This window comes from Paraburkholderia heleia NBRC 101817 (assembly GCF_000739775.1).
GTDB lineage: Bacteria > Pseudomonadota > Gammaproteobacteria > Burkholderiales > Burkholderiaceae > Paraburkholderia > Paraburkholderia heleia.
Genome location: NZ_BBJH01000022.1, coordinates 110,122 through 133,371 on the forward strand (window position 1 = coordinate 110,122; position 23,250 = coordinate 133,371).

The following is a 23,250-nucleotide window of genomic DNA, read 5'->3' on the forward strand; positions in this document are numbered from 1 at the left end:
CGAAACCTCTAAAGCGTGGAAAAAGACGGGTGTGAAAAGTATCAGTTGACAGGCGCGAAGCGCGGCACGAGTCCGCCTTCATGCTCGACGAGTTCGAAGAACACGGTGGCGGGTCGTGTCCAGATCGTACCGTTCGCCGCGCGATACACGATCATCGTGACGGAAGGATCCGATTCGAGCGTCGCCTCGCAAACCAGTTCGTAAATGCCACCCTTGTAGTGCCTGTAGCGCACCATCGTGTTCCCCTCTTCGAGTGCGCAAGCTGTCCCTGCGCGACTGCGCCAGTGTAACAAGGGAATGCGGCATGCGGACCCGCGTAGAGGGCGCCGGCAGCTAATGTCCGGCGTGACATCCCTTCTGGCGGCCGGCCCATGGAATCCAGTTTTTTAGTTTGGGGAACGTACCTTCGCAAGCTGAGGCGCGCTTTGCCGGACATTTTTTCTCGCCCGGCAAACGCTTTTTTGTCGTGCGATAACGTTGCGGTCGCCACATTCGCCGGAGCCGCACAATGGCCACGCTCGAAGCCTTGCGCATCGTCCTCGACGACCCGCATACGCCCGAAATCATCCGCAATCACGTTATCGACTCATTGCAGTACGCCCTGCGCAACCATGGCCAGGTGTTCGCCGCAAAAGAGATCGAATGGCTCGCCAGTTGGGACGATGCGCGCATTCCGCTTGCGGCTTCGAAGGAATTGCGCCGGCGCGTGGGTCAGGGCTGATGTTTGCCCCTTGCGTTCAGCCGTTCGCGAGATCCGCGAACACCGCCTTCAGATCGCGCCCGGCGCGCGCGCGCACCTGCTGCACCACCCGCTCCTCCAGTTCGCCCAGATGCGCACGCATGGTGGCGAGCGCCGCCGCGAGGTCCCCGGCATCGAGCGCCTCGATGATCTGCGCGTGCTCGTCGGGCGCGCACATCGACGCCTTCGACGGATCGAACAAGGCCTTGTAGAGCTCCGTTTTCGCGACCAGTTGCGCCAGCGCTTCCACGAGCGCGGCGCCGCCCGCCTGCTCGGTCAGCAGCAGGTGGAACTGCCCCGCGAGGCGCACCGCTTCGTCCACGCGCGCCTCGCGCAACGCCTTCTTCTCGCTGCGCACATGGGCCGCGAGCTTGCGCCGCATCGCGGCGTCGAGCGTGCCGCACAGACTCACCATCACGCCCGCTTCGGCCACCTGGCGCGCGCGGTACACGGCGCGTATGTCCTCCTCCGTGGGCGACGGCACGAATGCGCCGCGATTGGGTTCGAGCACGAGCTTGCCCTCGTAGCCGAGGCGCGCGAGCACCTTGCGCAACGCGCCGCGCGTGCAGCCGAACGCCGCCGCCAATTCGCGCTCCACCAGTTGCTGGCCCGGCGCGAGCTTGCCCTCCAGCAGCGCGGAAGAAATCGACGTATAGACATGCGCTTCGACATCGGACGGTTCGTCGGTGTCGCGGGGTGGAGCGAGGCGGGAGGATTGGGCCATGAGCAGGCGCGCTAGCTGGGTCGGTTCACTGGGTCAGGTCGCATTGTAGCGAGCGGCATGGCGAGGCGATATAGACCCGCGTCCATACCCGATCGCTCATGCCGGACATAGCGGGCATCGCCAGATTGTTGACAATCAATCTGTACAATGGTCAACCATAGTTCTGTAAAAGGTTGACCGAATTGAACCCTAAAAATCGCTTCATTCATTCCCGGACGCCCTCCGGCGAATCGGCCAGCGAGCTTGCGTGGTATGCCGCGATCGTCGCGATCGGCCTGAATCTGCGGCCGCTGCTCACCTCGATCAGTCCGCTCACGACGACCATCCGCAACGACACCGGCCTGAGCTTCTATGGCGCTTCGCTGCTCACGAGCCTGCCCGTCGTCGCGATGGGGTTCGGCGCCTTCGGCACCGGCCTGCTCGCGCGCCGGCTCGGCGAGATGCGCGGCGTCGCGCTCGGGCTCGCGGCGATTGCCGCTGCATGCGCGGCCCGCACGTTCGCCGCCAGCGGCGGCGCGCTCATGGCCACGGCGGCCGCGGCCGGTGCGGGCGTCGCGGCCATCCAGGCGCTGCTGCCCGCCGTCATGAAGCAGCGCTTCGCCGCGCGGGTCCCGCTCGCGATGGGCCTGTTCTCGGCGTCGATCATGGGCGGCGGCGGCCTCGGCGCGAGCCTGAGCCCGCTCGTCGCGCGCTTCAGCGGTTCGTGGCAGGCGGGGCTCGCCGTCTGGGCATTGCCCGCGCTGGCCGCGCTCGCGATCTGGGGCGTGTTGAACGGCGGGTTCGGCGCAGGGCAGCGCGTACAGCAGGCCGCCACAGTCCCTTCCCAGGGCCACGCCAACGCCGCAACGGTCCCGGTCTGGCGCAAGCGCCGGGCGTGGTCGCTCGGCCTGCACTTCGGGCTCGTCAACGGCGGCTATACGAGTCTCGTCGCGTGGCTGCCCGCCTACTATCAGCAGCATGGCGCGAGCGTCGAAGCGAGCGGCTCGCTGCTCGCCGCGATGACCGTGTTCCAGGCCGCCAGCGCACTGCTCCTGCCGCTCGCCGCGGCGGCGTTCACGGACCGGCGCCCGTGGCTCGTTCTGGGCCTGTGCGGCCAGCTCGTCGGCGTGACCGGCCTCGCGGCGTGGCCCGAGGCCGCGCCGCTGCTGTGGGTCGCGGCGGCGGGCGCAGGACTCGGCGGCACGTTCTCTGTCACGCTCGTCACCGCGCTCGACCATTGCGCGGACCACCGCCTGGCCGCGCGCCTCGTCGCCTTCGTCCAGGGTCTGGGCTTCGTGATCGCCGCGCTCGCCCCCATCGTGGCCGGACGCGTGCGCGACCTCACGGGCGGCTTTACGGGCGCTTGGATGATGCTCGCTGTATCGATCAGCGCGATGGTCGTGCTCACGCTCGCGTTCTCGCCGCGCAGCTACGGGCGCTGGCTCGGCACCCACGGCCCGGACGCGCACGGCGCGATCGCGCAAAGCCGTGCGGCGCTCGACGCCTGAGCCTGCTGTACACGCCGGATCGGGCTCCGGCGCAAGCCCCGCAAGGCCGCGGCGCGCCCATGCAACACATCGCCCACGGCCCGCCGGGAAACGTTTGCATAAGCGCCTGTATGAATGTACAGTGCGTGCAGCCGGCCGTTCGTGCCGCCCGGTCGCCGTACCGGGTTACGCCGCCCCATCGCGCGCCGGCGCATGGCGCGGCCCCGGCCTGTACATCGAAAACGGAGAACACGACGTGCGATTCTTCATCACGGGGACCTTGCTGGGCGTCCTGGCGTCCACCGCGATCGCCGGGGAACACTACATCGAGATCTGGAATCCGCCGGAAGCGCGCACGCCTTCGGCGCATGCGGGCAATGCCGGCAAGAAGGCGCATCACGGCACGAAGCACAAGCTTGCCTCTGCCGACAAGCTCACCACCCGCAAGGTCGCCGAACCGGCCATGCGCGCTCCTGCGCCCACGCTGCCGGCCACGCCGGGCGCCCCCGTGCGTACCGCGCCCGGCAACGGAGTCCTGCCGGAAATTCCGCCGCAAATCGGCCCCGACGGCAACGTGCTGACGGTGTGAGCCAGCGCGTCGAGGCACGACACCGGGCACGATGCACAACGCGGCACGACGCCGCCGCAATCGCGGCCTCGAAGACCTCGAGGCGCCGCCCATTCCCGTCTCCAGAAAAAAAACAGCCCCGTCACCGGAGAGGTGCGGGGCCGAATCCCATGTCAAGGAGATGTCATGGAGGAGACGGCTTCATCTTAGCCATGGCCCTCCGCGCGTCCAACCAATGATTTCGCATATGCATTTCGGGCCGTGTGGCGCAGCGCAACGTCGCGCCGCCGGCATATGGATAGAACAAAAAGTCGTTTCGCGCCGCGCGGCGCGCTCTCTAAGATGACCTTTTCCAGCCTTCCAGGCCTCGTGACTGTATTGCCCGATCGAGCACGGACCAGGTCTCATTGCATTTCAGGGAGTCCCCCTTGAGTATTTCCGATTCGCAACGCCGCCCGCTCGTAGTGGGCATCGGCGGCACGACACGCGCTGCCTCGTCGACCGAGCGCGCCCTCGCTTTCGCGCTCCGGGGCGCCGAGGACGCCGGCGCGCGCACGCAATGGCTCGGCGGCACGTTCCTGCACACGCTGCCGCACTACGCGCCCGAAGACCCCGTTCGCACCGACGCCCAGCTCGAACTGATCGAAGCCGTGCGCGCGGCCGACGCCGTCATCATCGCGACGCCCGGCTATCACGGCGGCGTGTCCGGGCTCGTGAAGAACGCGCTCGACACGCTCGAAGAACTGCGGGCCGACAAGCGCCCGTACCTGGACGGCCGCGCGGTGGGCTGCATCGTCACGGCCTACGGCTGGCAGGCCGCGGGCTCGGTGCTGACCTCGCTGCGCTCGATCGTGCACGCGCTGCGCGGCTGGCCGACGCCATTCGGCGCGGGCATCAACACGCTGGAGACGCGTTTCGAGAGCGCGCAGCAATGCTCCGACGCCAAGGTCGCCGAACAGCTCGCAACGGTCGGCCGCCAGGCGGCGCAGTTCGCGCTCGCGTTCGGCGGCCAGGGCCAGGGCCAGGGCCAGGAACACTACGCGGCGCCGCTGGCGGGCGCCTTGAACAGCGCCGGCGGCGCGCCAGCCGCCAATGCGCCGCGCACCGAAAAGCGCCTGAGCCTCGCTGTCTGACACGCCGCCCGACCTCTCCGCGTCGCCCACCCTCACGGCCCTGAGCGCGCGGGGCGCGAAACAAACGTTCCCTAAGCCACATTGGCGGCGTCGCGCGGCGCGCTTCGCGTGCGCCATCCCACAGACGCTGCATTTCGTCCGGTCCACATTGAAGCCGGATTCACCCCTCGCCTCATCCGGATCATTCTGCTGACCGTTCCAGGCCACACGTGATTTGCTTGCGACGAATGATTGGTTCCATCGACAAACGGCGGCCCGTACGCTGACCCGTATCGGCGCCGCGAGTGGGCACCACCCAGAACGAGAACCCGGGCAAATCAGCAGAAGATCAGCAGGAAGCGCGGCCATGAACACACCATTACGCTACAAAGGCTACGTCGTCGCCCCCAGCGCGCGGCAACTCCCGAACGGCCTCTTCGCCGCCAATCTCACCATTGGCACGCAGCCGGGCGCGCAGCATTCGTTCGACGAACTCGATTACTTCTTCGAAGAAAGGCACGCGCTCGCCTACGCCTGCCGCTGGGCGCGCATGTGGATCGACCAGCAGCGCCGCTGCGCGTGAGGGCGCATGGTTCCTTACGGTTGTGACAGAATAGGAGTCATACCCCCTTCACGCTAGATGCTCATGTCCGACACCCTGACGCATCCGGACGAAGGCGCAGCCTTCATCTCCGAACAGGACGCCGCGCTGCGGCGCTGGACTCACGGCGCGCCAGGGCCCATCAAGATCGGATCGGACGAACACCGCAAGATGTTCTGCCGGATGCTGCTCGAGACCCACGATCCATACCGCCCCGCCGTGCTCGACTGGCCAAAGCTCGAGCCCGACGTGCTCAGCCGCCTCACGTCGCTGCCGATCTGGGACATCGCGGTGCAGACCGAAGGCCGCGCCTCGATCCGCGTGCTGACTTACGCGCAAACCCTGAGCGATCCGCTGCTGCGCAAGGCGGTCGAAATGGATGCCGCCGAGGAAGCGCGCCACAAGGTCGTGCTCTCGCATCTCGTGCAGGCCTATGGCATTGAACTTGCGCCTGAACCCGCATACCCGCCGCCCAAAAAAGCGGAATGGGCATGGATGTTCACCGGCTATAGCGAGTGTATCGACAGCTTCTTCGCGTTCGGCCTGTTTCGCTCGGCGCAGCGCTCGGGCTTTTTCCCGCCAGATCTCGTCGAAACCTTCGAACCGGTGATCCAGGAAGAGGCGCGCCACATCCTCTTCTTCGTCAACTGGGTCGCGTGGTATCGCAAGAACATGCCCTGGTGGCGCAGGCCGTGGCACGCCGTGCGCGTCGCCGCCATCTGGTTCATGCTGGTATGGGAGCGGCTCGCGATCGCGCGAGGCATCGACGCCAGCGGCAACGCGCGCGATTCGAACTTCCTGCCTGCGAACCGCGAGGTGCTAGGCGACTCGCTCGATCCGCGCGAGATGATCGCACTCTGCCTCCGGGAAAACGACGCGCGCATGAGCGGCTACGACGCGCGCCTCTTGCGGCCGACGCTCGTGCCCACACTCGCACGCTTCGCGCTGCGCCTCTTGAAGAAGTAGCGCCACAACGTAAAACGCACGCGTTGTTGGCATGGCTCCATAGCCGTACGAGGAGAACGCTGCATGACCTGGACTGTCGACCAGCAACTGGAACTGAGCGCAACGCAAGCCGTCGAGGCCATCCAGGCCGGGCAGCTGAAGGCCGCCGACTATGTCGCCACGCTGCTGGCGCGCGCCCAGGCGCTCTCCAACCTCAACGCGCTAACCGTGCTCGACGTGGAAGGCGCGCTCGCCGCCGCGCAGCGCATCGACGCGCTCGGCGCAAACGAACGGGCGCGTCTGCCGCTCGCCGGGCTGCCCGTGGTCGTGAAAGACAACATCAATACGCGCGGCCTGCAAACCTCCGCGGCCACGCCCGCGCTCGAAGGCTTCGTGCCCGCGCGTCACGCGCCTTCGGTGCAGCGCCTCGTCGATGCCGGCGCGATCTTGCTCGGCAAGGCCAACATGCACGAACTGGCATTCGGCATCACCAGCACGAATCTCGCGCCGCATGCGGGGCCCGTGCGCAACCCCTGGGATCCCGAACGAATCCCGGGCGGCTCGTCCGGCGGCACGGCGGCCGCCGTGGCGGCGCGCATCGTGCCCGCCGGGCTCGGCACCGACACCGGCGGCTCCACGCGCATTCCCGCCGCGCTGTGCGGCATTGTCGGCTTGCGCCCGAGCGTGGGCGACGGCGGCACGCAACGCCGCTATCACGACCCGCAGGCCGTCGTGCCCATCAGCCATACGCGCGACACGGTCGGACCGATGGGGCGCACGGTAGCCGATGTCGCGCTGCTCGACGCCGTGATCACCGGGCACGGCCCGCTCTCGCCGGCCGCCGTGACGAATCTGCGCATCGGCCTGCCCGCGCCGCTGTGGGAAGGTCTCGAAGCCGCACTCGAAGACGTCGCGCGCGGCGCGCTCGCGAAGCTCGAAGCCGCGGGCGTCACGCTCGTACCGGTCGAAATGAGCGAGTTGCTCGCGCTGAACGACCGCGTGAGCTACGCGATCGCGCTGCACGAGCCCATCGAAGATCTCGCCGCGTGGCTCGTTGCGAACCGCGCACCCGCGCAAACCGTGGCCGAGGTCGCCGCGCGCATTGCGAGCCCCGACGTGCGCGCGGCCTACGACGCCGTGCTCGCCGACGCGCGCGGCGCCGACTATCACGGCGCGATGACGGTGTGGCGGCCGCGCCTGCAGCAACTCTATGCGCAGACTTTCGCGGCCAGCGGCCTCGACGCACTGCTCTTTCCCACGACGCGGCTCGCCGCCGTGCCGATCGACGAACTGAACGGTTCGTCTCGTGTGTCGATCGACGGAGCGGCGCCGATCGACGAAATGGAGGCGTATCTGCGCAACACCGATCCCGCGAGCAACGCCGGCATTCCGGGCCTCGCGCTGCCGGCAGGTCTCGTCGACGCTCGCTTGCCCGTCGGGCTCGAACTCGACGGACCGGCCGGCGGCGACCGCAGGCTGCTCGCGATCGGTCTCGCGTTCGAAGCGATTCTCGGGACGCTGCCCGCGCCGGAGATTTAAGCGCATGCAACGCCCGATGTGTCACGGGCATTGCGCTACACTGCGCGCTGCGTCGCGCCGCGACGCGTGCTGGCTTCGCACCGCGGCGCGTTTGATCGAATGAACCCAGACACTTCGAGCCGATGCGATCCTTGCGCCTTGCCCCTTTCATGCGGATGTCCCGGCTTGCCGCAGTCGCCGCGGCAGTCGTTGCGCTCGCCGCCACCGGCGCCTGTGTGCGCCTCTCCGCGGTCGACTCCAGCGGTCTCTGGAAAGTCGTCGGCGGGCAGTGCGTGCCGAACATGCGCGACAAGGGCCAGCCCGGCCCCTGCACCACCGTCGACTTCCAGAAGCGCTATGCCGTGCTCAAGGACATCGCAGGGCGCGCGCAGTACCTCATGATTCCCACCGACCGCGTGGCCGGCATCGAGAGCCCCGAGATTCTCTATGGCGGCGCGCCCGAATACTGGGTAGGCGCCTGGGGCGCGGGACGCTTCGTGGAGGCGAAGCTCGGCATGCCGCTCGCCGGCAATCAGCTTGGCCTCGAGATCAATTCCTCCGAACGCCGCACGCAGAATCAACTGCATATCCACGTCGATTGCATGCGCACCGACATCACGAAAGCGCTCGCGCCGTATGGCGACATCGCGCCGGGCACGTGGCGCTGGACTACGCTCGACGGCTCGCGCTACCGCGTCACGCGCGTGACGAGCCTCTCGGACAGCCATAATCCGTTTCGCGTGGTCGAGCGCGATCTCGGCCCGAAACAGACCATGGCCGTGCAGACGATACTCGTGACGGGCGCAGGCCCCGATGCCAGGCGCGATGGCTGGCTCGTCGTCAACAGCGGGCTCGATGTCGACGGCGGGACCGGCACTGCGGAAGGCCTGCTCGACCATTCGTGCAGCCTCGCGCAGACGAAGAGCGCTTCGCAGTAACGCGCAGTCGCGGGCGACGCGCAAGCGCGCCGCCGCGCTCACCGGCTACGGCGTATCAGCCTTGGGTGACAGGAAAGCCGGGTTGCACGTCAGATCCCGCCCAGTCAAAACGATTTCATGTTGTCGAGGCTGCACGCGGAGTATCGTTCAATTCTGCTATGCAAATGGCATGTCTTCAATGTGCGAGCCCCGCCACGCCCGAAGCCGGTTGATTCAGCATCGGACCCGTTGCCCACGCGTCCGGTTGGGCCGCGCCGATGCGCTCGCGCAGCCACGCATCGAAGGTCTTCTGCAATTCCGCATGCCGCAGGGCGAAGTCGACCGTCGCCTGAACATAGCCGAGCTTGGTGCCGCAGTCGTAGCGCTTGCCAACGAATTCGTAGGCCAGCACCTGCTCCTCTTCGCGCATGGAATGAATGGCGGGCGTGAGCTCGATCTCGCCGTTCGCACCGGGTTTCAGCGCACGCAAATGCTCGAAGATGCTCGGCATGAGCACGTAACGGCCGGCCACGCCGAAGCTGGACGGCGCCAGTTCGGGCGTAGGCTTTTCAATGATGCGGCTCACACTGATCACGCGCTCGTCCCAATGCCGGCCGTCGATCACGCCATGACTCGTCGACTCGCACGATTCGAATTCTTCCACGGCGAGAACCGAGGAATCGTAATGGCTGAATATATGGACCATTTGTGCGAGAACCGAAGGCTTGCCGTCGAGCAGATCGTCCGCGAGCACGACCGCAAACGGTTCGTCGCCAATCAGCTTTTCCGCGCAAAGCACGGCATGCCCGAGGCCGAGCGGTTCGGCCTGCCGGACATAGACGCACTCGACATTGGCCGGCTTGATGTTCCGCACGAGCTCGACGAGATTCTGCCTGCCGCGCGCCCTCAGCACGTGTTCGACCTCGTAGGACTTGTCGAAATGATCTTCGATGACGCGCTTTCCGCGGCCCGTCACGAAGATCAGTTCGGTAATCCCTGCGCCAATGGCTTCTTCAACGGCATATTGAATGAGCGGTTTGTCGATGACCGGCAGCATTTCCTTTGGGCTCGCCTTCGTTGCCGGCAGAAAGCTTGTATCGATTCCCGCCACCGGGAACACAGCTTTACGAACACCAAGCATGATGACCTCACCTGTCTGGTAGAGAGGCAGTACGGCCATGGCGAAGGGTGCGGGATCTGCATCCGACCCCGGATCTCTCCATGTGGCGAATCAGTTCGGCGACATGTTTCCGGTATTCGGCCGGAAAGGTCCGCCAAAAAGCCACACTCAATCATCGCACTGTTTTTGCGCGAAGTGCGCGCGAGTGAAGGCGGGCCACATGCGGCATACGCAAGGCATGCCATTCCCCGCGGCGCGGCGCGATTACATGGCATGTAATTGGCGAGCCGCGCATGGGCGCCTATCCTCGAGATACGATCGAGTCCGCACCGACCTGGAAGAACCGATGAGCCTTATGCGCCCCGACCCACACGCGCCGCAAAACGAACTTGGCACCTTGCTGCGCTACTGGCGCGATGCGCGCGGCGTGAGTCAGCTCGATCTGTCGCTGGACGCCGGGATTTCCCAGCGGCAAATCAGCTTCATTGAAAGCGGACGCAGCGTGCCGGGCCGCGACACGCTGCTGACCCTTGCACAGACGCTGGACGTGCCCCTGCGCGAGCGCAACGCCCTGCTGCTCGCCGCCGGCTACGCGCCCGTCTATTCGGAAGCGCCCTGGAACGCGCAGGAAATGCAGCATGTCGTGCGGGCGCTCGAACGGGTCATTCGCCAGCACGATCCGTTTCCGGCCATCGTGATGGACCGGCACTGGAACGTGCTGATGACCAATGACGCCGCGCCGCGCTTCTTCGGCCACTTTATCGACAATGCCGCACGCACCGGCCCGCGCAACCTGCTGCGTTTGATGTTCGATCCTCAGGGCATGCGCCCGTTCCTCGCGGACTGGGAGAACGTTTCGCGAAGCCTTCTGCAGCGCGTGTATCGCGAAGCGGTCGGCCGCGTAATCGACGACGAAACACGCGCGCTGCTCGACGAATTGCTCGCGTACCCCGGCGTGCCGGGCGACTGGAAAGCGCACCACGGTTCGGCCGGGACGCCCACCATGCCGGTCATTCCACTGAGTTTCATCGACGACGGCACAGTGCTTCGCTATTTCTCGATGGTGACGAGCGTGGGAACACCGCAAAACATTGCCGCACAGGAATTGCGCCTCGAATGCATGTTCCCCGCCGACGACGCCACCGAAGCGCGGCATCGGGAACTGCTCGCGGCGCACGCGAAGGAACGCTGAGCGGTTCCCAACCGCAAGCGCGATTCAAGCCGCTTCGAGCACGAGCAATTGCGCGCCGTCGGCGACCTGGTCGCCTACGCCATACAAGACTTCGGTGACCTTACCCGCCGCAGGCGCGCCGATCGTGTGCTCCATCTTCATCGCCTCCATGACAATGAGCGGCGCGCCCTTCTCAACCACGGCGCCCGGCTCGACCAGCACCGCGATCACCTTGCCTGGCATGGGCGCTGTCAGGCGGCCCTCCCCGTGCTCTGCGTCGGCCGCATGCGCGAGCAGGTTCTGCCACTCGAACGCCATCGCCGTGCCGAGGCAGAACACATGAAACACGTCGCCGTCGATGAATACGCGGCCCGTCACGCGCGTCTCGCCAAGGGTCGCGCCGTATTCGTCCGCGCCCTCGCCGCGCCACCACGTGTACCGCCCCACATGCCCCGCATAGGCGAGGGTTTCCTCACCACCGTCATGCGTATGCGCCACCGTGAACGCCGTATCGCTTTCCACATCGCGCCAGGAGAGCGACTGTGCGAAGCCGCTATTCAGGCGCCAATGCGAAAGCGCATGCCACGGCGACGCACCATGCGCCGCGCCGCCCTCACGGCCGAGCAGCGCCGCACACGCGAGCGCGAGCGCTTCGCGAACCGGCTTGTGCTGCGGCGTGAACAACGCATCATGGTTACGCTCGATCAGGCCCGTGTCGAGATCGGCGCCTGCGAATGGCTCACAGGTCACGAGCCGCTGCAGAAATTCGACGTTCGTATGCGGCCCCACCACCTCGCACGCTTCGAGCGCACGCTTCATACGCGCAAGCGCGTCCTCGCGCGTGGCGCCGTGCACGATCAGCTTCGCGATCATCGGATCGTAGAACGGCGTAATGGTGTCGCCTTCGCGCACGCCGCTGTCGATGCGCACGCTCGCGCGCCGGTCCGCATCGCCGAGACGGAACTCGACGCCCTGGGGCATGCGCAAGTGCTTGAGCGTGCCCGTGGAGGGCAGAAAGCCGCGCGCCGGATTTTCCGCGTAAATGCGCGCCTCGAGTGCATGGCCCGTGATCGAAAGCTGCGCCTGCCCGAGCGGCAGCGGCTCGCCCGCCGCCACGCGCAGCTGCCATTCAACGAGATCGAGACCCGTGACCATCTCCGTTACGGGGTGCTCGACCTGCAAACGCGTGTTCATCTCCATGAAGTAGAAGTCGGCGCCCGTCATGATGAATTCGACGGTGCCCGCGCCCTCGTAATGCACCGCGCGCGCCGCGGCCACGGCCGCCTCGCCCATCGCGCGGCGCACCTCGTCTTCGAGGCCCGGCGCGGGCGCTTCTTCGAGCACTTTCTGATGACGGCGCTGCACCGAGCAGTCGCGGTCGAACAGGTAGACCGCGCCGCCATGTTTGTCGGCGAACACCTGGACTTCGACGTGACGCGGCCGCGTGAGGTACTTCTCGATCAGCACGCGGTCGTTGCCGAAGCTGCTCGCCGCCTCGCGCTTGCACGAAGCGAGCGCCGCTGCAAAGTCGGCGCTGCGCTCGACCACGCGCATGCCCTTGCCGCCGCCGCCCGCGCTCGCCTTGAGCAGCACGGGGTAGCCCATTGCATCGGCTTCGCGCTGCAGGAACCCGGGGTCCTGGTCGTCGCCGTGGTAACCCGGCACGAGCGGCACGGCCGCCGCATGCATCAGCGCCTTCGCGGCCGCTTTCGAGCCCATGGCGGCGATCGCCTCGACCGGCGGCCCGATGAAGACGATGCCGGCCGCTTCGCACGCGCGGGCAAAGTCTTCGTTCTCCGAAAGAAAACCGTAGCCTGGGTGGATAGCCTGTGCCCTCGTGGCGCGCGCGGCTTCGATGATGCGCTCATAGCGCAAATAGCTCTGCGCCGCCGCCGCTTCACCGATATGCACGGCTTCGTCGCAGGCCGCGACGTGCTTGGCGTTCGCGTCGGCGTCCGAGTACACGGCCACGCTCTTCACGCCGAGCCGCCTGCAGGTGGCCGCAACCCGGCATGCAATTTCGCCGCGGTTGGCGATCAGGATCTTGTTGAACATGTGCTGTCCTCGCTTCGTTTCCTGCTTCTTGCCTTATTGATCTATTGATCGCGCCAGCGCGGCGTGCGCTTTTCGAGGAACGACGACACGCCGTCGCGCCCCTCCTCGCTCGCGCGAATGCGCGCGATGCGAACGGCGGTATCTTCGATCAAGGCATTGTCGATCGTCTGGCCCGCGATGTCCTGCACGAGCTGCTTGCACTCGCGCACGGCATTCGGGCTGTTCGCACAGAGCGTTTCCGTGATGCGTTGCACGGTGGCGTCGAGCGCTTCGGCACTCACGGCTTCGCTCACGAGGCCAAGCCGCTGCGCGGTGGCGCAGTCGAACGCTTCGGCCGTGACGAAGTAGCGGCGCGAAGCCTGCTCGCCCAGCGCGCGGATCACGTAAGGCGCGATCGTGGCGGGCATGAGACCGAGTCGCGCTTCGGAAAGGCAGAAGTGCGCGGTTTCCACGGCCACCACGATGTCCGCCGCACACACGAGACCTATGCCGCCCGCGTAGGCGTCGCCATGCACACGCGCGACGACCGGCTTCGGGCAGCGATAGACAGCCGAGAGCATCTGCGCGAGACGCATGGCGTCCGCGCGATTCTCCTCGTCGGAGTAGCCGGCCATCTTGCGCATCCAGTTCAGGTCCGCGCCTGCACAAAAGGCCTTGCCGTTCCCGGCGAGCACGATCGCGCGCACGTCGTCGCGCGCGCCCAGTGCGGCGAACGCGGCCGTAACATCCGCGATCATCGCTTCGTTGAACGCGTTACGCACTTCAGGGCGATTGAGCGTAACAGTGGCCACGTGTCCGACGACTTCTACGGCGAGCGTTTCGTATTGCATTGTCCGGTCCTCAATGCATCACATGCGGAACACGCCGAAGCGCGTCTCTTCGATCGGCGCGTTCATCGCGGCGGAAAGGCCCAGGCCGAGCACGTCGCGCGTTTGCGCCGGATCGATCACGCCATCGTCCCACAGGCGGGCGCTCGCGTAATACGGATGGCCCTGCAGCTCGTATTGATCGCGAATCGGCTGCTTGAACGCGTTTTCTTCTTCGGCGCTCCACGTGCCGCCCTTCGCTTCGATGCCGTCGCGGCGCACCGTGGCGAGCACGGAGGCGGCCTGCTCGCCGCCCATCACCGAAATGCGCGCGTTCGGCCACATCCACAGGAAGCGCGGCGAATAGGCTCGGCCGCACATGCCGTAATTGCCCGCGCCGAACGAGCCGCCAATGATGACCGTGAATTTCGGCACTTTTGCCGTGGCCACTGCCGTTACCATCTTCGCGCCATTGCGCGCGATGCCCTCGTTCTCGTACTTGCGGCCCACCATGAAGCCCGTGATGTTCTGCAGGAACACCAGCGGAATCTTGCGCTGGCAGCACAGCTCGATGAAGTGCGCGCCCTTGAGCGCCGATTCGGAAAACAGAATGCCGTTGTTCGCGACGATGCCGACCGGGTGGCCCCAGATGTGCGCGAAGCCGGTCACGAGCGTGGTGCCGTAGCGCGCCTTGAATTCGTCGAACGCCGAGTCGTCCACGATGCGGGCGATCACCTCGCGCACATCGAAGGGCTTGCGTGTATCCACGGGAATCACGCCGTAAAGGCTTTTCGCGTCGAAACGCGGCGGCAGCGGCTCGCGCAGCGCCACGGGCGGCGTTTTCGTGCGGTTCAGATTGCCGACGATCGAACGCGCAATGGCCAGCGCGTGCGCATCGTTCTGCGCGAGATGGTCGACGACGCCGGAAAGGCGCGTGTGGACGTCGCCGCCGCCCAGGTCCTCGGCGCTCACTTCCTCGCCCGTCGCCGCTTTCACGAGCGGCGGCCCGCCGAGGAAAATCGTGCCCTGGTTCTTCACGATGATCGACTCGTCGCTCATGGCCGGGACGTACGCGCCGCCCGCCGTGCACGAGCCCATCACCACCGCGATCTGCGGAATGCCCTGCGCAGAGAGATTCGCCTGGTTGTAAAAGATGCGGCCGAAGTGATCGCGGTCCGGAAACACCTCGTCCTGGTTCGGCAGGTTCGCACCGCCCGAATCGACGAGATACACGCACGGCAGGTTGTTTTCCTCGGCGATTTCCTGCGCGCGCACGTGCTTCTTCACCGTGACCGGATAGTACGTGCCGCCCTTCACCGTGGCGTCGTTGCACACGATCACGCATTCTTGCCCCGCAATGCGGCCAATGCCCGTGATGATGCCCGCGCCCGGCGCGTCGTCGTTGTACATGCCATAGGCCGCGAGCTGCGAGAGCTCCAGAAACGGCGTGCCCGGATCGAGCAGTTGCGCGATGCGATCGCGCGGCAGCAGCTTGCCGCGCGAGAGGTGCTTGTCGCGCGCGGCCGCGCCGCCGCCAAGCGTTAGCTTCTGGACCTTCCCGCGCAGGTCCGCGACGAGCGCTTCGAGTGCCGCGCTATTGGCCTTGAAGTCTTCCGAACGCGGATTGAGCTTCGATTCGATGACCGGCATCCGATCCTCCGTGAATGGCTCAGGATTACATCGTTTCCGCGAACAGCTCGCGGCCGATCAACATGCGGCGAATCTCGCTCGTGCCCGCACCGATTTCGTAGAGCTTCGCGTCGCGCCAGAGACGCCCGACCGGATATTCGTTGATATAGCCGTTCCCGCCGAGGATCTGGATCGCTTCGCCGGCCATCCATGTCGCCTTTTCCGCCGTGTAGAGAATCACGCCCGCGCAGTCCTTGCGCACCTGGCGCACGTGGTCCTTGCCGAGCGTATCGAGTTGGCGGCCCACCGCATAGAGATAGGCTCGGCACGCCTGGTAGGTCGTATAGAGGTCCGCGACCTTGCCCTGAATGAGCTGGAATTCGCCGATCGCCTGACCGAACTGCTTGCGGTCGTGGATGTACGGCACAACCGCGTCCATGACCGCGGCCATGATGCCGGTGGGCCCGCCCGCGAGCACGGCGCGCTCGTAGTCGAGACCGCTCATCAGCACTTTCACGCCGCCGTTGAGCTGGCCGAGGATGTTCTCTTCGGGCACTTCCACGTCCTGGAACACCAGCTCGCCCGTGTGCGAACCACGCATGCCGAGCTTGTCGAGCTTCTGCGCCACCGAAAAGCCCTTCATGCCCTTCTCGACGATGAACGCCGTAATGCCGCGCGAACCCGCTTCAGGGTCGGTTTTCGCGTAGACGACCAGTGTGTCGCAATCCGGGCCGTTGGTGATCCACATCTTCGTGCCGTTGAGTACGTAGCGGTCGCCCTTCTTTTCGGCACGCAGCTTCATGCTCACGACGTCCGAGCCCGCGTTGGGCTCGCTCATGGCGAGCGCGCCGACGTGTTCGCCGGAAACGAGCTTCGGCAGATATTTGCGCTTTTGCCCCTCGCTGCCGTTGCGGTGGATCTGGTTCACGCACAGGTTCGAATGCGCGCCGTACGAAAGGCCCACCGATGCGGACGCGCGCGAGATTTCCTCCATCGCGACCATGTGCGCCGTGTAGCCCATGTTCGCCCCGCCGTATTCCTCCGAGACCGTCATGCCGAGCACGCCAAGGTCGCCGAACTTGCGCCAGAGGTCCATCGGGAACTGGTCGGTACGGTCGATTTCGCCCGCGCGCGGCGCGATTTCCTTCGCCGCGAAGCCAGCGATGCTGTCGCGCAGCATTTCGACTTCTTCGCCAAGCGGGAACTGCAAACCGGGTACGTTGCTCATGTGTGTCTCCAGGGAATCTCGAACCGGGCGTAGCTTCGCCCCATGGACGCACATTTCACGCCAGATTTACGTTAACGTCAATAGGTATTTCTGAGTGATGCTCAAGTCTCTGTATAGATGAAATATCCTTGTCCAGCCGCGTTTCTTTCGTGGATAATGAATTTCACTTTGACGCAAATTGAATCAAGCTCAAAATGGAAGCCGTTGCCCGGAAAGCCGTCCTGCCCGCGTCGCGCCGCCAGCCGGCGGGCCGCAAATCGCAGCAGCGCGTGCGCGAGATCCTGCAGGCGGGACGCGAGGTGTTCTCGGAAAAAGGGTACGCACGCGCCACCACGGCCGAGATCGCCCAGCGCCTCGGCGTGTCCGAGGCGACGGTATTCAGCTACTTTCGGGGCAAACGGGAGTTGTGCGCGCGCGTGATCGGCGACTGGTATGACGAATCGATCGCCGCGATCGAAGGTGGCCTGCCGCGCGAGGGCACCGTGCGCCAGCAGTTCGCATTCATCGTGCGCATGCATCTGCAGTTGATGCTGGAGAGCGGCACCGGCATCTGCGAGCTGGTGCTCTCGGAAGGCCGCACGCGGCACCACGATCTGAGCGAAGCGCTCACGGAAATGCAGCGCCGCTATACGGCGCCGCTCATGCGCGTGCTCGCGCGCGGCCAGGAAAGCGGACAGATCCGCAACGACCTGCCGCTGCGGCTACTGCGTTCGCTGGTATTCGGCCCGATGGAGCACGTGCTGTGGGACGCGACGCTCGCCAACCGTCGCACGGACATCGACGCCACGGCCGAGCGCCTCGTGGACGCGCTCTGGTCTGCGCTGCAGCCGCCCAACCTCGAACTGGCCGCGCTCGCACAGTTCAGCCAGGACGTGGGCGAAGCCGTGCGCCGGCTCGAGCACGCCCGCGCCGCACGCTAGCCGGCGCGCCCGAGACGCCGGCATTCGCCCCGGCCGAACTCGCCGCGGCCAAGCCGCTCCCAGAACTGGCGGCAAGCTTCGCTACGCACATAATCAGGATTGCAAAACATCCGGCGATGCTTGCCGCATGCCTCCTGTCGATCTGGCGAAAGGCCAACATCTATCCAATTATTACAAGCGGGCGACGCCCGCTCGCGCCTCATGGCCCGCATTTCTGTGAAATATGGATCGCGAAGCGCGCCGTTGCGCGCCGTACGCCCTTCGGGCGCCCTTTGCGCCCAGCCAGCCCGGCGCCTCCTGTAACAACTCGAAAAATCGGTGCAACTCGCGTAATTGCATTGGTTCCGGCATTGTCATAGCGTTCGATAACTGGCTGGCGCGCGCCGCTGCTCCGGCCTGCCCGTTTCTGGAGATCGTGTGTGAGAAGGTCGAAACTGTTTCTCGGGGCCGCCGCGGCCGCGCTTATCGGTGTGTGCGGCGCCGCGCAGGCGGCGCGTGTCGGCGTGTATTTCGGCGGCGGCGTGCCGTATTACTACCCGGTCGCGCCCGTGCCTTACTACTACGCGCCGCCGCCCGTCATCGTCGCGCCGCCGCCGCAGGCGCCCGACTACATCGAGCAGGGGCAGGCTGGCGCCCCCGCCATGGACCCGCAGCAGGGGCCGGCCGCGCCGGGCGATGCGGCGGGCGACCAGCAGTCAAACGCCGACACCTGGTATTACTGCGACGAGTCGAAAACCTACTATCCCTACGTAAAGCAATGTTCGTCGGGCTGGCGCGCGGTTCCCGCCCAGCCGGCGCCTTCGAACTGAACACCTTGAAAATATCGAGCCGCACATGAAATACACGTATCTCGCGCTATTCGCCACGGCGGGGCTGCTGAGCGCATGCGCCGTGACGCCCACGGGGCCGAGCGTGATGGCGCTGCCCGGCACGGGCAAGACCTTCGATCAGTTCCGCGCCGACGACGCGAACTGCCGCCAGTTCGCCTTCCAGCAGGTTGGCGGCGTCACCGCGAACCAGGCCGCCACCGGCACAGGCGTAGGCAGCGCCGTGGTCGGCACGGCGCTCGGCGCGGCCGCGGGCGCCGCATTTGGCGGCGGCCAGGGCGCGGCCATCGGCGCGGGCGCCGGGCTGCTCGCAGGCAGTGCGGTCGGCATGGGCAACGCACAGGGTTCCGCGTGGGACGTGCAGCGCCGTTACGACTACGCTTATCTGCAATGCATGTACGCCACCGGCAACCGCATACCGGCGCCCGGCAACATGACGATGTCGCAGCCCCAGCCGTTCCAGGCGCCCCAGCAGCAGTTCCAGACAGCGCCGCAGCCGCGCTATTTGCCACCGCCCCCGCCAGGGTCGCCGCCTCCGCCGCCCAGCGGATATTGACCGCATATAAAATGAACGCGGGGCTGGCGCATCTGCGCCAGCCCCGCGTTTTGCTTTGGATTCCGAATAACCCGGATCAGTGCTCGTCGAATTCGAGCGCCTTGCCGTTCCACACTACCCGGCGCATCTCGCCGGACTGCGGGTCGATGAGCGTCATTTGCTGCGCGGCGTGGACAGGATCGGGTTTCGCGTCGCGCTCCGTCGCGGACCTGGATTCGAGCAGCGGCTGCAACACCGGCGCGAGCGACTTCAGCAGTTGCACGGAGAGCGCACTCGTGAACGTATAGCGCGCCGCATAGGGTTCATGCACCCATGCCGTAAGCGTGCCGTAGAAGCGGTTGCCGATCACGAACACGAAGGTCGCGCTGCGGTTCACCTTGCGCGATTCGATGAGCCGCGCGCCCGGGGCGTACACGTTGAAGCGCTGGTCGCCGGTGCCGGTCTTGCCGTACACGGGCAGCGTCTTGCCGTCGGGGAGCGTCATGCCGTCGGCGAGGCGCTTGGCCGTACCGCCCTCCACCACCGACGTCAGCAGCTCGCGCACCACTTGCGAAATTTCGGGCGAAATCAATGCCTGCGGCGGCGTGGACGCATGAACGAAATGCGTCTCGTACGGCGTGCCGCGCGCGAAGTCGAGCGACTCGAAGCTGTGCGTCGGCAGCTTTTCGCCGTTGCTCGAAATCAGGCCGATGAGCTGCGCGAGCGCAGCGGGCCGGTCCCCCGACGCACCGATCGCCGCGCCATAAGAAGGCGTGATGTTGTCGAACGGATAACCGACCGCGCGCCATGACTTGCCGATCGCGTCGTACGCGCGCAGTTCGATCATGTGGCGAATGCGCCGGTTCTGCGTAGCGTGATACTTCGTCTTGAAGAGCCAGCTGTAGGTGTAAAGGCGCGTGTCGCGGCTCTCCTGCTGAACCTGCGCGAGCGTCGCATCCGGGTGCGCGCGCAAGTAATTGAGCAGCCACAGTTCGAGCGGATGAATGCCCGCAATGTAGCCGCGGTCGTTGAGATTGAATTTGTCGATGGCGTACTTGTCGTAGTAGTGCGCGAGGTCTTCGTCGTCGAGCCACTGGAACTTCGTGTTCTTGAGTTGCGCGCGCATCTGGGCATCGAACCACGGCAGTTTGCCGTCGGGTTTCACGCTGCGCAGCACGGTAGCAATGCGCGCCGGACCCTTGCGCGTGTGCTGCAGCAGGATCGCCAGCGCTTCGTCGTTGCTCTTGCCCGCGTAGCGCGTGTAGAAGCGCTTCATGTAGACCTGACTCTCACCATCGGCAAACTGCGTGAGAAAACGCGTGCGCGTGACAGGATCGTCGAGCCACTGCGCGGGCGGCCCCGAAGTCTGAATCATCTCGTAGTGGACGATGTCGCGCATCAGCCGCACGAATACCAGATTCACCGAATGCTGGAACGCGCGGTGCACGGTGAGAATCTGCGCGTTGTCGCTCGACTCGAAATTGTTGAAGCTCTGCGCGCCGCCGCCGGTGTAGAACGTTTCGCCCGGGTTGGCCGAGTACTTGCGCTCGACGGCCGCTTCCAGCATGGAATGCAGCGAGCGGTCGGATGTCTTCGAAAGATAGTCGATCGCCCAGCGCGTGAGCGCGTCGCTCGGATCGACTTGCGGCAGCATCGCGCGCAACGACTTCGCGTCGTCGGCCGCGTAGCGCGCGTGCAGCGCGCTTACGATCTGCAGGTAGGTCACGAGCGTGCGCAGCTTCGCCGTCGACCCCAGATTCAGGCGCGCACCCGAGTTGATGTCGAACGGCTGGTTCACGCTGTCCGTTTGCACGCGCACGAGGTTCTCGCCGCTGCTGCGCTCGAACAGCGTGAAGCTATACGCGATCTTCGACGGATCGTCGGAGGGGCGCAGCATCTCGAAGCCCACGAGACCTGCCTGGCGCGCGCCGTCCTTCGTGGCGGCGTCGGCGAGGCGGTCGCTTACGGCCTGCTGCACGCTGTCGACGAGCGTGGCCGTGGCCGTGAGATCGAGGCGGTCGAGGTCGTAAAGCGTCTTCAGCCCCAGCGCCTGCATGAGCTGGGTGCGCAGCGTCAGCACCGCCTTGCGTTCCACGAATGAAACCGGCACGCGCTGCGATGGCTTCGAGCGGTCGAGCGTGAGCGGCGTGGCGAGCGCGGCGTCGCGCAGCGCCGGCGTAATCACGCCGCCGGCGCCGAGCAGGCGGATATAGCTGTCGGTCAGCTTCGCGAGCGCCTCGTTGTTCTTTTGCAGGAAGTACGAAGGCGCGCGCTGGGCGATCAGCAGCGAGAGCACCTGGCGAAACGCCAGCGCCTGCGCATCGAGCATCTCGGGCGTAAGCGGCGCGCGCAGGATGCGATTGACGTCGCGGAAGTCGCGCCCATACCAGGCGGCGAGGCCGTCGCCCAGACCGTTGACTTCGCCCACGCCCGGCTTGGCGGAAAGCGGCACCGAATTCAGGTAGTGCACGAGAATCTGCTGGCGCGCGGGCATGGTCTGCGGGCCGTCCAGATAGGCGCGCAGCGAAGCGGACGCGATCTGGCGCAGCTTCTCCGGCGGCGTGGAGGTGCGGCCGCCAGCCGAGTGCCGGAACTTCTCGATCTGCGTGGCGAGCGTGCTGCCGCCCGGCGTTTGCTGATGCCGGTTCACGAGACGCGCCCCCTGGTCGACGAGCGCGCGGCTAAAGCGCCCCCAGTCGATGGCGGGGTTGCGGTTCGGCTGATCCTGGGCCAGCAGGTTTTTGTCTTCGATGAAAAGCAGCGAGTCGCGCACCACGGCCGGCACCGCGTCGAAATTCTCGTAGGCGCGCTGCGGATAACGCGTATGAAAGAGCGTCGCCCCCGACGCGTCGCGCAATACGATCCCGGCCTGATCCTTTTCTTCGAACGGGAGGAAAAGCCCCTCGTCGGCCACGGCGATCATGCGATCCGAATCGCGCGCCTGCGCGGCGATCGCGAAACCGCGTTCGGCAAGCCGGTTCTCGAAGGTGGGCAGTTGCGCATAACCGAGCCGCACGTCGTACGGCCCGTTTGTGGTGGGAAAGCGGATGCTGTGGCTCGGCCCGTTCTCGACCGTAAAGCCTATGTCGCGCGTGAGTTCGGAGAGGTAGCGCGCCTGCAGGCGCGACGTGTCGATTTCGATCTGAACAATGCGCGCGATGATGACGAGGGCGGCCAGAAACGCGACGACGAATCCCCACTTGACCCACCTGAGGAGTGAGCCAGCGCCAGCGGCGCGAACAGGAAAGCGTACCGATGGGCGGTTCATGCGTATTCTCCTGACGTCACGTCAGATTTCCAGACGGCACCCCTTAAGTAGTCTATCTCGCTCCGTAGGTTCTTGCGCGCCAGTATGTAGGGCTTCGCACGCACGTCGCACTGCCGCAACACCGATGCCGGGCGCGTGACAGTTTTGCGGCAGCGTCGTGGCACGCGACATGCTCCCGATATAATGATTGGCCATTTCGTTGGAAACCTGGAAATATGAAGAAGCTTGCCGTGCCCCTTGCCCTTTCGCTCACGCTCGGCGCGTGCGCGTGGTTTCAGAGCAACCCGGACGCTGGCCAGCCGGTCATCGATTCCACAACCAACCGGTCGGTCCAGGACGTGATCTCGTGCCTGACCGTGGAAGCCTCGCGTCACGGCGCCAGCTTTACCACCTCGCCGCTGCCGCAAGGCCAGATGCTGGAGTTCGGCGACTCGAACGTCATCAAGATCCGCACCGACAACGGCGCGACGACCTACCGCTATTACGCCGGCAAACGCCACGCCTCGAACCTGTGGATCGAGGGTGCGAGCAAAATCTGCGCGCCTTGAACATTTGACGGGCCACATTTGACGGGCCGTTTTTGCCGGGGCTGCCCTTCCTGCCCTTCTATTACAGCTTTCTTGCAGGGATGCGCGCGGTGTAGCGCGCTGACACATTTTCGCCGGGCGTTTTAAGAATCGCTTAAGTCTTCGTCCGCATCATCGCTTCACCTAGAAGAAACGAACGCTGCAGGAGGTTCCGTGAAACAGCAAGACCCGCAAATCCAGGCGACAAGTCAGGCCGACAGCGAGACAACGTCCGGCGCGAAGCCCGTCCGCCGCACCTTGTTGCGCCGGTTGCTGAGCCATCACGAGCTGGCGACGCTCCTGTTGCTGCTGCATGCGCCGATCGATGCGCACGCCAAACCGGAAATTCCGATGCTCCAGGAAGCCGGCCTCGTCGAGCAGGTGCAGGACGACGCCGGTGACGCGCGCATCCGCCTCACGAGTGAAGGCAACGCCGTACTGCAAGGACTCGGCCTCGCACGCTGAGGTTGCCGCGCACCGCTGCACCAGACAAACGAGACGGCGGCACGCCATGCGTGCCGCCGTCTCTTTTTAT

22 protein-coding genes are annotated in these 23,250 nt (G+C 65.8%); 14 read left to right on the forward strand and 8 right to left on the reverse strand.

Going from position 1 to position 23,250, the window contains the following annotated elements:
* Positions 1–41 precede the first annotated feature (41 nt).
* Entirely contained in the window at positions 42–236 is a 195-nt protein-coding gene (locus BHE01S_RS18970; RefSeq protein ID WP_042266620.1) for a DUF1653 domain-containing protein, read from the reverse strand.
* A 272-nt stretch (positions 237–508) separates the two neighbouring features.
* Between BHE01S_RS18970 and BHE01S_RS18975 the strand changes: the two genes are divergently transcribed.
* Positions 509–721 (forward strand): hypothetical protein, encoded by a 213-nt coding sequence (locus tag BHE01S_RS18975; protein WP_042266623.1) that lies wholly within the window; start codon positions 509–511, stop codon positions 719–721.
* A 16-nt stretch (positions 722–737) separates the two neighbouring features.
* Here BHE01S_RS18975 and BHE01S_RS18980 read toward each other — a convergent pair whose 3' ends face one another.
* On the reverse strand, positions 738–1,463 hold the full coding sequence (locus tag BHE01S_RS18980; RefSeq protein WP_042266624.1) for a GntR family transcriptional regulator: 726 nt from the start codon (positions 1,461–1,463) through the stop codon (positions 738–740).
* Between the two features lie 203 nt (positions 1,464–1,666).
* On the opposite strand from BHE01S_RS18980, the gene BHE01S_RS18985 reads away from it, so the two are divergent.
* From BHE01S_RS18985 to BHE01S_RS19015, 7 genes are all read left to right on the forward strand, one after another.
* Entirely contained in the window at positions 1,667–2,950 is a 1,284-nt protein-coding gene (locus tag BHE01S_RS18985; protein WP_042266739.1) for a cyanate transporter, read from the forward strand.
* A 235-nt stretch (positions 2,951–3,185) separates the two neighbouring features.
* Complete coding sequence (locus BHE01S_RS18990) at positions 3,186–3,518, forward strand: hypothetical protein (protein ID WP_052405985.1); 333 nt, start codon at positions 3,186–3,188, stop codon at positions 3,516–3,518.
* Between the two features lie 407 nt (positions 3,519–3,925).
* Positions 3,926–4,630 (forward strand): NADPH-dependent FMN reductase, encoded by a 705-nt coding sequence (locus BHE01S_RS18995; RefSeq protein WP_042266626.1) that lies wholly within the window; start codon positions 3,926–3,928, stop codon positions 4,628–4,630.
* 346 nt (positions 4,631–4,976) lie between these two features.
* Positions 4,977–5,192 carry a hypothetical protein gene (locus tag BHE01S_RS19000; protein ID WP_042266627.1) on the forward strand — a complete coding sequence of 72 codons (216 nt, stop codon included), beginning with the start codon at positions 4,977–4,979 and terminating at the stop codon, positions 5,190–5,192.
* A 63-nt stretch (positions 5,193–5,255) separates the two neighbouring features.
* A complete protein-coding gene (locus BHE01S_RS19005) occupies positions 5,256–6,176 on the forward strand; it encodes a ferritin-like domain-containing protein (protein WP_042266742.1) in 921 nt (306 codons plus the stop codon).
* Between the two features lie 63 nt (positions 6,177–6,239).
* Entirely contained in the window at positions 6,240–7,694 is a 1,455-nt protein-coding gene (gene iaaH / locus BHE01S_RS19010) for an indoleacetamide hydrolase (RefSeq protein ID WP_042266629.1), read from the forward strand.
* Positions 7,695–7,843: 149 nt separating this feature from the next.
* Positions 7,844–8,611, forward strand: coding sequence for a CDP-diacylglycerol diphosphatase (locus BHE01S_RS19015; RefSeq protein WP_245639785.1), 768 nt, complete (start codon positions 7,844–7,846; stop codon positions 8,609–8,611).
* A gap of 175 nt (positions 8,612–8,786) precedes the next feature.
* Here the strand turns inward: BHE01S_RS19015 and galU are convergent, their stop codons facing one another.
* A complete protein-coding gene (gene galU / locus BHE01S_RS19020) occupies positions 8,787–9,731 on the reverse strand; it encodes a UTP--glucose-1-phosphate uridylyltransferase GalU (RefSeq protein WP_042266744.1) in 945 nt (314 codons plus the stop codon).
* Positions 9,732–10,056: 325 nt separating this feature from the next.
* On the opposite strand from galU, the gene BHE01S_RS19025 reads away from it, so the two are divergent.
* The gene (locus BHE01S_RS19025; protein WP_042266632.1) at positions 10,057–10,902 is read left to right on the forward strand and encodes a helix-turn-helix domain-containing protein; all 846 of its coding nucleotides are present in this window, start codon (positions 10,057–10,059) and stop codon (positions 10,900–10,902) included.
* A 24-nt stretch (positions 10,903–10,926) separates the two neighbouring features.
* Here the strand turns inward: BHE01S_RS19025 and BHE01S_RS19030 are convergent, their stop codons facing one another.
* Genes BHE01S_RS19030 through BHE01S_RS19045 form a run of 4 tightly spaced genes read right to left on the reverse strand, consistent with a single transcriptional unit; the run spans position 10,927 to position 16,599 of the window.
* Complete coding sequence (locus BHE01S_RS19030) at positions 10,927–12,936, reverse strand: acetyl/propionyl/methylcrotonyl-CoA carboxylase subunit alpha (RefSeq protein ID WP_042266634.1); 2,010 nt, start codon at positions 12,934–12,936, stop codon at positions 10,927–10,929.
* Positions 12,937–12,977: 41 nt separating this feature from the next.
* Complete coding sequence (locus BHE01S_RS19035) at positions 12,978–13,766, reverse strand: enoyl-CoA hydratase/isomerase family protein (protein ID WP_042266635.1); 789 nt, start codon at positions 13,764–13,766, stop codon at positions 12,978–12,980.
* A gap of 18 nt (positions 13,767–13,784) precedes the next feature.
* The gene (locus tag BHE01S_RS19040; RefSeq protein WP_042266636.1) at positions 13,785–15,392 is read right to left on the reverse strand and encodes a carboxyl transferase domain-containing protein; all 1,608 of its coding nucleotides are present in this window, start codon (positions 15,390–15,392) and stop codon (positions 13,785–13,787) included.
* A gap of 25 nt (positions 15,393–15,417) precedes the next feature.
* Entirely contained in the window at positions 15,418–16,599 is a 1,182-nt protein-coding gene (locus BHE01S_RS19045) for an isovaleryl-CoA dehydrogenase (RefSeq protein ID WP_042266638.1), read from the reverse strand.
* A gap of 194 nt (positions 16,600–16,793) precedes the next feature.
* Here BHE01S_RS19045 and BHE01S_RS19050 point away from each other — a divergent pair, with 194 nt between their 5' ends.
* The 3 genes from BHE01S_RS19050 (at position 16,794) to BHE01S_RS19060 (ending at position 18,902) form a co-directional block, all read left to right on the forward strand.
* Entirely contained in the window at positions 16,794–17,519 is a 726-nt protein-coding gene (locus tag BHE01S_RS19050) for a TetR/AcrR family transcriptional regulator (RefSeq protein ID WP_042266639.1), read from the forward strand.
* A 419-nt stretch (positions 17,520–17,938) separates the two neighbouring features.
* A complete protein-coding gene (locus BHE01S_RS19055) occupies positions 17,939–18,328 on the forward strand; it encodes a hypothetical protein (protein ID WP_042266640.1) in 390 nt (129 codons plus the stop codon).
* Between the two features lie 25 nt (positions 18,329–18,353).
* Positions 18,354–18,902 (forward strand): glycine zipper family protein, encoded by a 549-nt coding sequence (locus BHE01S_RS19060; RefSeq protein WP_042266642.1) that lies wholly within the window; start codon positions 18,354–18,356, stop codon positions 18,900–18,902.
* Positions 18,903–18,978: 76 nt separating this feature from the next.
* Here the strand turns inward: BHE01S_RS19060 and BHE01S_RS19065 are convergent, their stop codons facing one another.
* Positions 18,979–22,149, reverse strand: coding sequence for a transglycosylase domain-containing protein (locus BHE01S_RS19065; RefSeq protein ID WP_084068991.1), 3,171 nt, complete (start codon positions 22,147–22,149; stop codon positions 18,979–18,981).
* Between the two features lie 215 nt (positions 22,150–22,364).
* Here BHE01S_RS19065 and BHE01S_RS19070 point away from each other — a divergent pair, with 215 nt between their 5' ends.
* Complete coding sequence (locus BHE01S_RS19070; protein ID WP_042266643.1) at positions 22,365–22,697, forward strand: hypothetical protein; 333 nt, start codon at positions 22,365–22,367, stop codon at positions 22,695–22,697.
* Between the two features lie 213 nt (positions 22,698–22,910).
* The gene (locus tag BHE01S_RS19075; protein ID WP_042266747.1) at positions 22,911–23,180 is read left to right on the forward strand and encodes a hypothetical protein; all 270 of its coding nucleotides are present in this window, start codon (positions 22,911–22,913) and stop codon (positions 23,178–23,180) included.
* The last annotated feature ends 70 nt before the right edge of the window (positions 23,181–23,250 follow it).